Source organism: Burkholderia sp. BCC1972 (genome assembly GCF_905339605.1).
GTDB lineage: Bacteria > Pseudomonadota > Gammaproteobacteria > Burkholderiales > Burkholderiaceae > Burkholderia.
The window spans coordinates 1-13,891 of sequence record NZ_CAJPGH010000019.1; the positions used below are offsets into that span (position 1 = coordinate 1).

Annotated in this window: 14 protein-coding genes; 11 read left to right on the forward strand and 3 right to left on the reverse strand. The window is 66.5% G+C overall.

All coding sequences use genetic code 11. The annotated features are described in order from the left end of the window. Nucleotides 1-258: 258 nt before the first annotated feature. Nucleotides 259-1,035 (reverse strand): enoyl-CoA hydratase, encoded by a 777-nt coding sequence (locus U5798_RS24465; protein ID WP_124453128.1) that lies wholly within the window; start codon nt 1,033-1,035, stop codon nt 259-261. Nucleotides 1,036-1,166: 131 nt separating this feature from the next. Here U5798_RS24465 and paaN point away from each other — a divergent pair, with 131 nt between their 5' ends. From paaN to paaK, 5 genes are all read left to right on the forward strand, one after another. Beyond that, on the forward strand, nt 1,167-2,873 hold the full coding sequence (gene paaN, locus U5798_RS24470) for a phenylacetic acid degradation protein PaaN (RefSeq protein ID WP_322083491.1): 1,707 nt from the start codon (nt 1,167-1,169) through the stop codon (nt 2,871-2,873). Between the two features lie 87 nt (nt 2,874-2,960). Further along, nucleotides 2,961-4,163: a 3-oxoadipyl-CoA thiolase gene (gene pcaF / locus U5798_RS24475; RefSeq protein WP_124453132.1), complete on the forward strand. Its 1,203-nt coding sequence runs from the start codon at nt 2,961-2,963 to the stop codon at nt 4,161-4,163. A 45-nt stretch (nt 4,164-4,208) separates the two neighbouring features. Then, the gene (gene paaG, locus U5798_RS24480) at nt 4,209-5,000 is read left to right on the forward strand and encodes a 2-(1,2-epoxy-1,2-dihydrophenyl)acetyl-CoA isomerase PaaG (protein ID WP_322083492.1); all 792 of its coding nucleotides are present in this window, start codon (nt 4,209-4,211) and stop codon (nt 4,998-5,000) included. 1 nt (nt 5,001) lies between these two features. After that, nucleotides 5,002-5,454: a hydroxyphenylacetyl-CoA thioesterase PaaI gene (gene paaI, locus U5798_RS24485; RefSeq protein ID WP_322083493.1), complete on the forward strand. Its 453-nt coding sequence runs from the start codon at nt 5,002-5,004 to the stop codon at nt 5,452-5,454. A 38-nt stretch (nt 5,455-5,492) separates the two neighbouring features. Next, complete coding sequence (gene paaK, locus U5798_RS24490; RefSeq protein WP_124453137.1) at nt 5,493-6,791, forward strand: phenylacetate--CoA ligase PaaK; 1,299 nt, start codon at nt 5,493-5,495, stop codon at nt 6,789-6,791. A 249-nt stretch (nt 6,792-7,040) separates the two neighbouring features. Here the strand turns inward: paaK and U5798_RS24495 are convergent, their stop codons facing one another. Beyond that, the gene (locus tag U5798_RS24495) at nt 7,041-8,165 is read right to left on the reverse strand and encodes a murein transglycosylase A (RefSeq protein WP_322083494.1); all 1,125 of its coding nucleotides are present in this window, start codon (nt 8,163-8,165) and stop codon (nt 7,041-7,043) included. Nucleotides 8,166-8,193: 28 nt separating this feature from the next. On the opposite strand from U5798_RS24495, the gene U5798_RS24500 reads away from it, so the two are divergent. After that, the gene (locus U5798_RS24500; protein ID WP_322083495.1) at nt 8,194-8,340 is read left to right on the forward strand and encodes a hypothetical protein; all 147 of its coding nucleotides are present in this window, start codon (nt 8,194-8,196) and stop codon (nt 8,338-8,340) included. 14 nt (nt 8,341-8,354) lie between these two features. On the opposite strand, the gene apaG is transcribed toward U5798_RS24500, so the two are convergent. After that, on the reverse strand, nt 8,355-8,729 hold the full coding sequence (gene apaG / locus U5798_RS24505) for a Co2+/Mg2+ efflux protein ApaG (RefSeq protein WP_011350820.1): 375 nt from the start codon (nt 8,727-8,729) through the stop codon (nt 8,355-8,357). A 178-nt stretch (nt 8,730-8,907) separates the two neighbouring features. Between apaG and rpe the strand changes: the two genes are divergently transcribed. The 5 genes from rpe to trpD all read left to right on the forward strand — a co-directional run bounded on the left by rpe (nt 8,908) and on the right by trpD (nt 13,863). Then, nucleotides 8,908-9,594, forward strand: coding sequence for a ribulose-phosphate 3-epimerase (rpe, locus tag U5798_RS24510; RefSeq protein WP_011883156.1), 687 nt, complete (start codon nt 8,908-8,910; stop codon nt 9,592-9,594). Nucleotides 9,595-9,598: 4 nt separating this feature from the next. Further along, nucleotides 9,599-10,363, forward strand: coding sequence for a phosphoglycolate phosphatase (locus U5798_RS24515; RefSeq protein ID WP_322083496.1), 765 nt, complete (start codon nt 9,599-9,601; stop codon nt 10,361-10,363). Nucleotides 10,364-10,720: 357 nt separating this feature from the next. After that, the gene (trpE, locus tag U5798_RS24520; protein WP_124453144.1) at nt 10,721-12,214 is read left to right on the forward strand and encodes an anthranilate synthase component I; all 1,494 of its coding nucleotides are present in this window, start codon (nt 10,721-10,723) and stop codon (nt 12,212-12,214) included. A 13-nt stretch (nt 12,215-12,227) separates the two neighbouring features. After that, the gene (locus U5798_RS24525; RefSeq protein ID WP_124453146.1) at nt 12,228-12,818 is read left to right on the forward strand and encodes an aminodeoxychorismate/anthranilate synthase component II; all 591 of its coding nucleotides are present in this window, start codon (nt 12,228-12,230) and stop codon (nt 12,816-12,818) included. Nucleotides 12,819-12,831: 13 nt separating this feature from the next. Further along, on the forward strand, nt 12,832-13,863 hold the full coding sequence (gene trpD, locus U5798_RS24530) for an anthranilate phosphoribosyltransferase (protein ID WP_322083497.1): 1,032 nt from the start codon (nt 12,832-12,834) through the stop codon (nt 13,861-13,863). Nucleotides 13,864-13,891 lie beyond the last annotated feature (28 nt).

Consider the following 13,891-nt stretch of genomic DNA (forward strand, 5'->3'; position numbering starts at 1 on the left):
CTCAACTTCCGTACCGCCGAGGCTGCTACCACCGAGCCTCACCAGCACCGCTTCCCTTCCTCCCGCGCCGCGTTTCCGTTAGCGCGAAAGAGGCGTGATTCTATGCACCTCGCGCCATTCCCGCAAGCCTTTTGTGAAGAAATTTGAAAAAGCCCCCGTGCGCTGACGCGCACGGGGCTTGGGGGCCCGACACGCCGGGCGATCGTACTGACAGCAGACGCCAAACAGACGTCGGGCACCTGCCGTCGCTCAACCCGATCAGCGGTTCTTGAACACCGGCTTGCGCTTCTCGACGAATGCCGCCATCCCTTCCTTCTGGTCTTCGGTCGCGAACAACGAATGGAACAGCCGACGCTCGAAATGAACACCCTCCGCCAGTGTCGTCTCGTATGCACGGTTCACCGACTCCTTGACCATCATGACCGCCGGCAGCGAGAACTCGGCAATCGTCGCCGCGGCAGCAAGCGCCTCGTCGAGCAACTTGTCAGCCGGCAGCACGCGCGACACGAGCCCGGCACGCTCGGCTTCGGCGGCGTCCATGAAACGCGCGGTCAGACACATGTCCATCGCCTTCGCCTTCGACACCGCACGCGGCAACCGCTGCGTGCCGCCGGCGCCCGGCATGATGCCCAGCTTGATCTCGGGCTGGCCGAACTTGGCCGTATCCGCCGCGAAGATGATGTCGCACATCATTGCGAGCTCGCAGCCGCCACCCAGCGCAAAGCCCGAAACCGCCGCAATGATCGGCTTGCGGATCTCGCGGACCGTCTCCCAGTTGCGCGTGATGTAGTCGCCCCGGTAAACATCCATATAGGAGTAGGTCGCCATCATGCCGATGTCCGCGCCGGCCGCGAATGCCTTCTCGCTCCCCGTCACGACGATCGCGCCGATGTTGTCGTCCGCATCGAACGCCTTCAGTGCGGCACCCAACTCGTCCATCAGCGCATCGTTCAACGCATTCAGCGCCTTCGGGCGGTTCAGCGTAACCAGCCCGACACGCCCCTGGGTCTCCACCAGGATGTTCTCGTAAGCCATCTATTTCTCCTCGATCAATGAAATGAGAAACGCCTCGCACACATGCGAATAGTTTGATGCTACCATTCTCCGACCAACCGGTCGGTTAATTAATCGATCCAATCCCTCTCAATGTTCATCAGGCCGCTGCCATGACCCATGCACTGTTCACGAAGCACGAAGACACGCTGAAACACGCTCTCGCCGCCATCGAGAGCCGCGGGTACTGGAGCCCGTTCGTCGAGATGCCGAGCCCCAAAGTGTACGGGGAAAGCGCGAACGCCGATGGCGAGGCCGCGTTCAAGTCGCACCTCGACAAGACGTTCGTGCTCGACCAGCCGGCGTCCGGCGAAACGGTCGGTGCAGAGCAGTCGCCATACGGCATCGCGCTCGGCATCCGGTATCCGAAATCGACGCCCGACGCACTGATCGCCGCCGCATCCGCCGCGCAACGCACGTGGCGTGAAGCCGGCCCGAGCGCCTGGGTCGGCGTCAGTCTCGAAATCCTCGCGCGCCTGAATCGCGCGAGCTTCGAGATCGCATACAGCGTGATGCACACCACCGGGCAGGCGTTCATGATGGCGTTCCAAGCCGGCGGCCCGCACGCGCAGGATCGCGCGCTCGAGGCAGTGGCCTACGCATGGGACGAACTACGCCGCATCCCCGCCGACGCGCACTGGGAAAAGCCGCAAGGCAAGAACCCGCCGCTCGCGATGCACAAGCGCTACACGATCGTCCCGCGCGGCACGGGGCTCGTGCTCGGCTGCTGCACGTTCCCGACCTGGAACGGCTACCCGGGCCTGTTCGCCGACCTCGCAACCGGCAACACCGTGATCGTCAAACCGCATCCGGGCGCGATCCTGCCGCTCGCGATCACGGTGCGGATCGCTCGTGACGTGCTGCGCGAGGCCGGGTTCGATCCGAACGTCGTCACGCTCCTGGCGACCGAGCCCAACGACGGCGCCCTCGTACAGGATCTCGCGCTGCGCCCCGAGATCAAGCTGATCGACTTCACCGGCAGCACGCAGAACGGCACGTGGCTCGAACGCCATGCCCACCAGGCGCAGGTCTATACCGAGAAGGCGGGCGTCAACCAGATCGTGATCGACTCGACCGACGACCTGAAGGCCGCCGCCAAGAACATCGCGTTCTCGCTGGCGCTGTACTCCGGCCAGATGTGCACCGCGCCGCAGAACATCTATGTGCCGCGCGACGGTATCCGCACGGCGGACGGTCATGCGAGCTTCGACGAGGTCGCCCAGGCCATCGCCGTTTCCGTGCAGAAACTCACCGGCGACCCGGCACGCTCGGTCGAATTGATCGGCGCGATCCAGAACGAAGGCGTAACCGCGCGTATCGACGATACCCGCCAGCTCGGCCGCGTGCTCGCCGACAGCCTGACCCTCCAGCACCCGGCCTTCCCCGATGCCCGCGTGCGCACGCCGCTCGTGCTGCAGCTCGACGTGGCCGACCGCGCGAAATTCACGCAGGAGTGGTTCGGCCCGATCTCGTTCGTGATCGCGACCGACTCGACCGCGCAGTCGCTCGATCTCGCTGGTGAAATCGCAGCGGAACATGGCGCGCTGACGCTCTCCGTGTACAGCACCGACGACGCGATCGTCGACGCGGCGCACGACGCGGCGGTACGCGGCGGTGTCGCGCTGTCGATCAACCTGACGGGCGGCGTGTTCGTCAACCAGTCGGCCGCATTCTCCGATTTCCACGGCACCGGTGCGAACCCGGCGGCCAACGCGGCCCTGGCCGACCCGGCGTTCGTCGCCAACCGCTTCCGTGTGGTGCAAAGCCGCGTTCATGTTGCCCCGAAGGCGGTCCCCGCGGAAGCCGGCCAGACGGCATAACCCGAATGGCCGACGTGCAAACGCCGCCACGTTCTCTACCATGAACGAATCCGCCACCCGGCGGGTTCGTTGCTCATCGATACGCCCATGACAGACGCCTACATCTGCGACGCGATTCGCACCCCCATCGGCCGCTACGGCGGCGCCCTGAAAGACGTCCGCGCCGACGACCTCGGCGCTGTGCCGCTCAAGGCGCTCGTCGAACGCAACCGAAACGTCGACTGGTCGGCGATCGACGACGTGATCTACGGCTGCGCGAACCAGGCCGGCGAGGACAACCGCAACGTCGCGCGCATGTCGGCGCTGCTCGCGGGCCTGCCGACCGACGTGCCGGGCACGACGCTGAACCGGCTGTGCGGCTCCGGGATGGACGCGGTCGGCACGGCCGCGCGCGCGATCAAGGCGGGAGAAGCGCGCCTGATGATCGCGGGCGGCGTCGAGAGCATGACGCGCGCGCCGTTCGTGATGGGCAAGGCCACGAGCGCGTTCGCACGCCAGGCCGACATCTTCGATACGACGATCGGCTGGCGCTTCGTCAATCCGCTGATGAAACAGCTGCATGGCGTCGATTCGATGCCGGAGACGGCCGAGAACGTCGCGGTCGACTACAACATCAGCCGAGCCGACCAGGATCTGTTCGCACTGCGCAGCCAGCAGAAGGCCGCGCGTGCGCAGCAGGACGGCACGCTCGCCGACGAAATCGTCGCGGTCACGATTCCGCAGAAGAAAGGTGACGCGATCGTCGTGTCGCGCGACGAACATCCGCGCGAGACGTCGCTCGAGGCGCTCGCGAAGCTGAAGGGTGTCGTGCGTCCGGACGGCTCGGTGACGGCAGGCAATGCATCGGGCGTCAACGACGGCGCATGTGCGCTGCTGCTCGCCAACGCACAGGCTGCCGATCAATATGGCCTGCGCCGCCGCGCGCGCGTCGTCGGCATGGCAACCGCCGGTGTGGAACCGCGCGTGATGGGCATCGGCCCCGCGCCGGCCACGCAAAAGCTGCTGCGACAACTCGGCATGACCATCGACCAGTTCGACGTGATCGAGCTCAACGAGGCGTTCGCATCGCAGGGCCTCGCGGTGCTGCGGATGCTCGGCGTCGCCGACGACGATCCGCGCGTGAACCCCAACGGCGGCGCCATTGCGCTGGGCCACCCGCTCGGCGCTTCGGGTGCCCGGCTCGTGACCACGGCGCTCCATCAACTCGAACGTACGGGCGGCCGCTTCGCGCTCTGTACGATGTGCATCGGCGTCGGCCAGGGGATCGCCCTCGCGATCGAACGCGTGTAACCGACGCGCCGCGCGCCTATAACGAAGTCATGAAGGAGACACTGCATGTCCTATCAGGCGATTCAGCTGGATATCGATCAGGTCGCGCGCGTGGCCACGATCACCCTCAACCGCCCCGACAAGCTGAACAGCTTCACGCGGGCGATGCATCGCGAACTGCAGTCGGCACTCGATGAAGTCGAAGCGGCCGGCGCGCGTGCGCTGATTCTGACGGGTGCGGGGCGCGGCTTCTGTGCGGGCCAGGACCTGGCCGACCTCGACTTCACACCGGGCGCGTCCACCGACCTCGGCTCACTGATCGACGAGCACTTCAATCCGCTGATCCGCCGCCTGCAGCGCCTGCCGATTCCGGTGATCGCTGCCGTCAACGGCACCGCGGCGGGCGCCGGCGCGAATCTTGCGCTCGCCTGCGATCTCGTGTTCGCCGCCCGTTCGAGCAGTTTCATCCAGGCCTTCGTCAAGATCGGGCTCGTACCGGATTCGGGCGGCACGTGGTTCCTGCCGCAGCGCGCCGGCATGGCACGCGCGCTGGGGCTCGCGCTGACCGGCGACAAGCTCGGTGCCGAACAGGCCGAGCAATGGGGCTTGATCTGGCGCGCGGTCGATGACGACGCGCTCGTCGCGACGGTCCGTCAGCTCGCGAACCAGCTCGCGCAGCAACCGACGCTCGCGATCGCGTCGATCAAGCAATCGATGCGCGACAGCGTCACGAACACGCTCGACCAGCAGCTCGACCTGGAACGCGACCATCAGCGCAAGCTCGGCCAGTCGCATGACTATGCGGAAGGCGTGAAGGCATTCATCGAGAAGCGCGCGCCGCGCTTCGAGGGGCGTTGACATGCCGAACGCCACCGCGACGCTCGATCCCGATTCGCTGGCCCGCGCCACGGCGCAGGCCATGTACGACGCAGATGCATGCAGCCGCGCGTTCGGCATGCAAATCGCCGAAGTACGCGCCGGCTACGCCCGGCTGCAGATGCGCGTACGGCCCGAATTCCTGAACGGACACCGGACCTGTCACGGCGGGATCATCTTCACGCTCGCCGATTCGACGTTCGCGTTCGCGTGCAACTCGTACAACCTGAACACGGTCGCGGCCGGCTGCTCGATCGAGTTCCTGCGCCCGGTGCACGGCGACGACGTGCTGACGGCCGAGGCGATCGAACAGGCGCGCGCCGGCCGCCACGGCATTTACGACATCCGCGTCACGAACCAGACCGGTGAAACGGTCGCGATGTTTCGCGGCAAATCCGCCCAGATCAAGGGCACGGTCATCCCGGAAGACCGCTGACGTCGACGGCTCGCACATAACAAACACTGGAGACAGGCATGACTACCCCGCTACCGCTCGAGCCGATCGAGACCGCCTCACGCGACGAGCTGATCGCACTGCAGCTCGAACGCCTCAAGTGGTCGCTCCGGCATGCGTATGATCACTCGCCCGTCTATCGTCGCAAATTCGACGACGCGGGCGTGCATCCGGACGACCTGAAGACGCTCGCCGACTTGTCGCGCTTCCCGTTCACGACCAAAGGCGACCTGCGCGACAACTACCCGTTCGGGATGTTCGCGGTGCCGCAAGACCAGATCTCGCGCATCCATGCGTCATCGGGTACGACCGGCAAGCCGACGGTCGTCGGCTATACGGCCGGCGACATCGACACGTGGGCGAATCTCGTCGCGCGCTCGATCCGCGCCGCCGGTGCGCGCCGCGGCGACAAGGTGCACGTCAGCTACGGCTACGGCCTCTTCACGGGCGGGCTCGGCGCGCACTACGGCGCCGAACGCGCAGGGCTGACCGTGATCCCGTTCGGCGGCGGCCAGACCGAGAAGCAGGTCCAGCTGATCCAGGACTTCCGGCCCGACATCATCATGGTGACGCCGAGCTACATGCTGTCGATCGCCGACGAAATCGAGCGCCAGGGCCTCGATCCCGTTCAGAGCTCGCTGCGCATCGGCATCTTCGGCGCGGAGCCCTGGACCAACGACATGCGCGTCGCGATCGAACAGCGGATGGGCATCGATGCGGTCGACATCTACGGGCTGTCCGAAGTGATGGGCCCCGGCGTCGCGTCCGAATGCGTCGAGACCAAGGACGGCCCGACCATCTGGGAAGACCACTTCTATCCGGAAATCATCGACCCGGAAACCGGCGAAGTGCTGCCGGACGGCGAACTCGGCGAGCTCGTGTTCACATCGCTGACGAAGGAGGCGCTGCCGATCATCCGCTATCGCACCCGCGACCTCACGCGCCTGTTGCCCGGCACCGCCCGCACGATGCGCCGGATGGAGAAGATCACCGGCCGCTCGGACGACATGATGATCGTGCGCGGCGTCAACGTGTTCCCGACGCAAATCGAGGAACAGTTGCTCAAGCAACGCGCGCTCGCGCCGCACTATCAGATCGTACTGACGAAGGAAGGCCCGCTCGACGTGCTGACGCTCAACGTCGAGCCCTGCCCCGACTCCGCACCCGATACGGCGGCGATCCATGCGGCAAAGCAGGCGCTCGCGTACGACATCAAGTCGCTGATCGGCGTGACGGCCGTGATCAACGTGCTGCCCGTGAACGGGATCGAGCGCTCGGTCGGCAAGGCGCGCCGCGTCGTCGACAAGCGCAAGGGCTGAGGTCGCTCGCCGCGCGTGCGTCGCGCAGCGACGAATCCGTGCCTGCAAACGAAACAGCCCGGTCGGCCGACGCCGATCGGGCTGTTCTACTCCAAAGCGTCGTTCGACGTGACACGCACAGCATCACGCGAACGAAAATCACATGGGGACACCAGCGATCAGACCGGCACGCCCCACGCGCATGAGGTGCGCCATCCATCCCGCGTCTCGTTCACGAGCCACCATCCGGGCAGCCCGCGCCGCCCCAAATCACGAATTCGGAAACAGCAGCCACATCCGGCCGACCTGCTTCATCCGGCCGGCCTGATCGCCCGCGTCGTCGCCGAGCCCCCAGAAATAGTCGGCGCGCACACCGCCCTTGATCGCCGAACCCGTATCCTGCGCGAACACGAGCCGATTCATCGGCGTATTCGTCAGCGGGCGCGTGGTCTGCAGGAACACGGGCGTGCCGAGCGGGATCGCCGACGGATCGACCGCGATCGAACGCTCCGGCGTCAGCGGTACGCCAAGCGCACCGATCGGGCCGTCCGCACCGCCGTGCGGCGCGTCTTCCTTGGTCGGCATGTCGCGGAAGAACACGAACCGCGGATTCGTGTCGAGCAGCGCGTCGACGCGGGTCGGGTTCGCCTTCGCCCATGCCTTGATGCCCTGCATCGTCGCCTGGGCGGGCGTCAGCTCGCCGCGATCGAGCAGCCACTTGCCGATCGAACGGTACGGCTGGTTGTTGGTGCCGCCGAAGCCGACCCGCATCACCGAGCCGTCGTCGAGCAGCACGCGCCCCGAGCCCTGCACCTGCAGGAAGAACGCCTCGATCGGATCGTCGACCCACACGAGTTCGTTGCCGTTCAGGATGCCCGCGCGCTCGAGCTGCGAGCGAGCCGGCAGCGCGGCGCCCGCGCGATAGCCGGCCGGCCAGCGATAGAGCGCGTACTGATACGGGCCGCGGCGCACGCGCGAACCGTGCAGCAGCGGCTCGTAATAGCCGGTCACGAGCCCGTCGAGCGTCCCGTCGGTGTTCGCGAGCTGGAACGGCGTGAAATACGTTTCGAAGAAGGTGCGCGCGCTGCTGACGTCGAGCTCGTCGAGGCGGTCGGCGGCCGCGCAGGCACGCGCCCAGGCCGGCTGGCGCGCGAGCCGCACGCAGTTCTGGCGCAGCGCGGCCGTCGCGCCGATCAGCGAATCGTCCTGCCAGCCCGGCACCTGCTGCCACGCGACCGGCGTGAGCCGCTTCGCGGCGATCTGCCCCGGCACGATCGCCGCGCCGGTCGGCGGCTTCAGCGACGAGGTCCGCGTCGGTGCGCCGCCGCACGCGGCCAGCAGCGCCGCCGCCGCGGCCGCTGCCACCCACCCGGCCAACCGGGGCCCAAACCACATACAATGTCCGTTCTTGATGGAAACCGCCATGTCAGATTTTCTCGACCAATATCCGATGCTCATCTTCGCGCTCGAAGCCTTCGTAGCGCTTGCCCTGCTGATCTTCATCGTCGTGTGGACGTCGTCGGGCAGAAAGAAGCACGCCCGCGGCAACAACGACCGCCCGCTGCGCTGACGCGCTTCGCACGCTCAATGCAGCGTGCGCGGCATGTGCAGTGCGAACTCGTCGACCGGCGCCTCGAAACGCTCGCCGTCTTCCGCCACGCAGAAGTACGCACCGCGCATCGTGCCGACCGGCGTCGCGATCACGGCCCAGCTCGTGTATTCGAAGTGCTCGCCCGGCTGCAGCAGCGGCTGGTGCCCGACGACGCCGAGCCCCTTCACTTCCTGCACGTGGTTCTCGCTGTCCGTGATGATCCAGTGACGCGCGATCAGCTGCGCCGCGACCTGTCCCGTGTTACGGATCGTCAGCGTGTACGCGAATGCGTATTGACGGCGATCGGGGTCGGATTGTTCCGGCAAGTAGCTGGTTTTCACCGAAACGGTGAACTGATACTGACTCATGATGTTTCCGGTGGAAGGTGACTGTCCGTGCCGGCATGGGCAACGGGGCCGCGGGCGCGCCGCATTGGTTCGGCATTCTATGCGCAATCGGGCCTCGGCCGCACGGCCTGCCGCCGCGCACCGGGTCGCCGGACGGTAGAATGACGGTTTTGCGCCGCAACGTCCCCGCTCCCCTGCCATGACCCAATTCCGTATCGCTCCCAGCATCCTGTCGGCCGATTTCGCACGGCTCGGCGAAGAAGTCCGCAACGTCGTCGCCGCCGGCGCCGACTGGATCCACTTCGACGTGATGGACAACCATTATGTGCCGAACCTGACGATCGGCCCGCTCGTGTGCGAAGCGATCCGCCCGCACGTGCAGGTGCCGATCGACGTGCACCTGATGGTGCGCCCGGTCGACCGGATCGTGCCCGATTTCGCGAAGGCCGGTGCGAACCTGATCAGCTTCCACCCGGAAGGCTCCGATCACATCGACCGCACGCTGTCGCTGATCCGCGACCACGGCTGCAAGGCCGGCCTCGTGTTCAACCCGGCCACGCCGCTGAACTACCTCGACCACGTGATGGATCGCCTCGACTTCGTGCTGCTGATGTCGGTCAACCCGGGCTTCGGCGGCCAGTCGTTCATTCCGGAGACGCTGAACAAGCTGCGCGAAGCACGCGCACGCATCGACGCATACACCGAACGCACGGGCCGCGAGATCCTGCTCGAGGTCGACGGCGGCGTGAAGACCGACAACATCGCGGAAATCGCGGCGGCCGGCGCCGACACGTTCGTCGCGGGTTCGGCGATCTTCGGCAAGCCCGACTACCGCAAGGTGATCGACGAGATGCGCGCGGCGCTCGCCACCGTCGAGCGGAGCTGAAGCCGTGGCCGATTCGTCGCTTGCCAGCCATGCGCCGGCCGGGGCCGCCACCGACGCCGCCCCGATCCGCTTCACCGCGCCGCGCATCGAAGCCGCGCTGATCGACCTCGACGGCACGATGGTCGATACGGCCGACGATTTCACGGCCGGCCTGAACGGGATGCTCGCGCAGCTCGGCGCGCCGGCCACGTCGCGCGACGAGGTGATCGGCTACGTCGGCAAGGGCTCCGAGCACCTGATCCAGAGCGTGCTGAAACCGCGCTTCCCGGCCGACGAGGCGCATGCGCGCTTCGACGACGCACTGGCGATCTACCAGACCGAATACGCGAAGATCAACGGCCGCCATGCGCGCCTCTATCCGGAGGTGGCCGCCGGCCTCGACGCGCTGCGCGCGGCCGGCATCCGGCTCGCGTGCGTGACGAACAAGCCGCACCGCTTCGCGGTCGAGCTGCTCGAGCAATACGGGCTGGCCGGCTGCTTCGGCATCGTGCTCGGCGGCGACAGCGTGGCGCGCAAGAAGCCCGATCCGCTGCCGATGCTGACGGCCTGCGACGCGCTCGGCGTCGCACCGGACGCGGCGGTCGCGATCGGCGACTCGGAAAACGACGCGCTGGCAGGCCGCGCGGCCGGGATGGCGACGCTGACTGTGCCGTACGGCTACAACCACGGCAAAGCTATACAAACGATAAATTCGGATGGTATAGTCGATTCGTTGCTGGTCGCGGCTCGCGCAATTTCCGCGCACAACGCCGGCCGGCCAACCCTCTGATTATTTCTTCCATCTGCATGTTTCTGAATAAAAAACGGAGTCTGAGCAGCATCGACCGGGGAGCCTGGCCCTGGCGTCGCTGGTCGCGCTAACCTCTTCGATGAGGTACGCTGAAGCACGTCTTCAGCGCCGTTTTTTATCTCGCTGCGCATCCGCGCGCCGACCGTCGCACCACCTCGAGTTCCACCGCGTCCGAACGCTTGCGTTCAGGAGCGGCCGCAGGCTCGCGACGTTCACGCCCGGAGTGCCGGCCGGCAACAGGCACTTCTCGTTCGACCGCCCTTTCGCCGACGGCAACCCGCGCAGCGTCAAGTGATCCCTGGCGCACGCGCCGCTCGTCCCGAACAGGACCGGAACATGACCGAACTCGAATTCCAATCGCTCGCGAACGAAGGCTACAACCGCATCCCGCTGATCGCGGAAGCCCTCGCCGATCTCGAAACGCCGCTGTCCCTCTACCTGAAGCTGGCCCAGCCCGAACGCGCGGGCGCCAACTCGTTCCTGCTCGAATCGGTGGTGGGCGGCGAACGCTTCGGCCGCTACTCGTTCATCGGCCTGCCGGCCCGCACGCTCGTACGCACCCGCAACGGCGTGTCGGAAGTCGTGCGCGACGGCCAGGTCGTCGAGACGCACGACGGCGACCCGTTCCGGTTCATCGAATCGTTCCAGGCGCGCTTCAAGGTCGCGCAGCGCCCGGGCCTGCCGCGCTTCTGCGGCGGTCTCGCCGGCTACTTCGGCTACGACGCGGTGCGCTATATCGAGAAGAAGCTCGCGAATACCGCGCCGCGCGACGATCTCGGCCTGCCCGACATCCAGTTGCTGCTGACCGAGGAAGTCGCGGTGATCGATAACCTCGCCGGCAAGCTGTACCTGATCATCTACGCGGACCCGGGCCAGCCCGAAGCCTACGCGAAGGCGAAACAGCGCCTGCGCGAACTGAAGCAGCGCCTGCGCACGACCGTGCAGCCGCCCGTCACGTCGGCGAGCGTGCGCACCGAGACGTTCCGCGAGTTCAAGAAGGACGACTATCTCGCCGCCGTGCGCCAGGCGAAGGAATACATCGCGGCCGGCGAACTGATGCAGATCCAGGTCGGCCAGCGGCTGACGAAGCCGTACCGCGACAATCCGCTGTCTCTGTACCGCGCGCTGCGTTCGCTGAACCCGTCGCCGTACATGTATTACTACAACTTCGGCGATTTCCACGTGGTCGGCGCGTCGCCGGAAATCCTCGTGCGCCAGGAAAAGCGCGGCGAAGACCAGATCGTCACGATCCGTCCGCTCGCCGGCACGCGCCCGCGCGGCAACACGCCCGAGCGCGACGCGGAACTCGCGACCGAGCTGCTCAACGATCCGAAGGAAATCGCCGAGCACGTGATGCTGATCGACCTCGCGCGCAACGACGTCGGCCGCATCGCGGAAATCGGCTCGGTGCAGGTGACCGACAAGATGGTCATCGAGAAGTATTCGCACGTGCAGCACATCGTCAGCTCGGTCGAAGGCAAGCTGAAGCCCGGCATGACGAACTACGACGTGCTGCGCGCGACGTTCCCTGCCGGCACGCTGTCCGGCGCGCCGAAGGTGCGCGCGATGGAACTGATCGACGAGCTCGAGCCGGTCAAGCGCGGGCTGTACGGCGGTGCGGTCGGCTACCTGTCGTTCTCGGGCGAAATGGATCTCGCGATCGCGATCCGCACGGGCCTGATCCACAACGGCAACCTGTATGTGCAAGCGGCGGCCGGCGTCGTCGCGGATTCGGTGCCCGAATCCGAATGGCAAGAGACCGAGAACAAGGCGCGCGCGGTGCTGCGTGCGGCCGAACAGGTCCAGGACGGCCTCGATAGCGACTTCTGACCGGAGACTGACCATGCTGCTCATGATCGACAACTACGACTCGTTTACCTACAACCTGGTCCAGTACTTCGGTGAACTCGGCGAGGACGTGCGTACCTACCGCAACGACGAAATCACGCTCGACGAGATCGCGCGCCTGAATCCCGACGCGATCTGCCTGTCGCCGGGCCCGAGCAATCCGCAACACGCGGGCATCACGCTCGACGTGCTGCGCGAATTTTCGGGCAAGAAGCCGATCCTCGGCGTCTGCCTCGGCCATCAGGCCATCGGCGAAGCGTTCGGCGGCCGCGTCGTGCGCGCGACGACCATCATGCACGGCAAGGTGAGCCGGATCGAAACCGACTGCCGCGGCGTGTTCGCCGACCTGCCGAAGCACTTCGACGTCACGCGCTACCACTCGCTCGCGATCGAGCGCGAATCGCTGCCCGACTGCCTCGAGGTGTCCGCGTGGACCGACGACGGCGAAATCATGGGCGTGCGCCACAAGACGCTGCCGATCGAGGGCGTGCAGTTTCACCCGGAATCGATCCTGTCCGAGCACGGCCATGCGCTGCTCGAGAATTTCCTGAAGCTGGCGCGCGCCGCGGCCGCGCAAGCCGCCTGACGGGAGCCGCACGATGACGATTACCCCGCAGGAAGCGCTGCAGCGCACGATCGAACACCGCGAGATCTTCCACGACGAAATGCTGCACCTGATGCGGCTCATCATGCGCGGCGACCTGTCGCCCGTGATGGCGGCCGCGATCATCACCGGGCTGCGCGTGAAGAAGGAGACGATCGGCGAGATCGCCGCCGCCGCGACCGTGATGCGCGAATTCGCGAATCACGTCGAGGTGCAGGACAACTCGAACTTCGTCGACATCGTCGGCACCGGCGGCGACGGCTCGCATACGTTCAACATCTCGACCGCATCGATGTTCGTCACGGCCGCGGCCGGCGCGAAGGTCGCGAAGCACGGCAACCGCGGCGTGTCGAGCAAGTCCGGCAGCGCCGACGTGCTCGAGGCGCTCGGCGTGAACATCGACCTGCAGTCGGAGCAGGTCGCCGCGTCGATCGCCGAGACGGGCATGGGCTTCATGTTCGCGCCGAACCATCACCCGGCGATGAAGAACATCGCGGCCGTGCGCCGCGAGCTCGGCGTGCGCACGATCTTCAACATCCTCGGCCCGCTGACCAATCCGGCCGGCGCGCCGAACCAGCTGATGGGCGTGTTCCACCCCGACCTCGTCGGCATCCAGGTGCGCGTGATGCAGCGCCTCGGCGCGCAGCACGTGCTCGTCGTGTACGGCAAGGACGGCATGGACGAGGTGTCCCTCGGCGCCGCGACGCTCGTTGGCGAACTGCGCGACGGCAAGGTGCACGAATACGAGATCCATCCGGAGGACTTCGGCCTGCAGATGGTGTCGAACCGCACGCTGAAGGTGGAAAATGCCGATGAATCGCGCACGATGCTGCTCGGCGCGCTGGACAACCAGCCGAGCGTCGCGCGCGAGATCGTCACGCTGAACGCGGGCACCGCGCTCTATGCGGCGAACGTCGCCGAGTCGATCGCCGACGGCATCCAGCGCGCCCGCGAAGCGATCGCGAGCGGCAAGGCGCGCGCGAAAGTCGACGAACTCGTGCGCTTCACGCAGCAGTTCAAGCGGTGACTCCCCTTACGAATCAAGCAGGAATCCA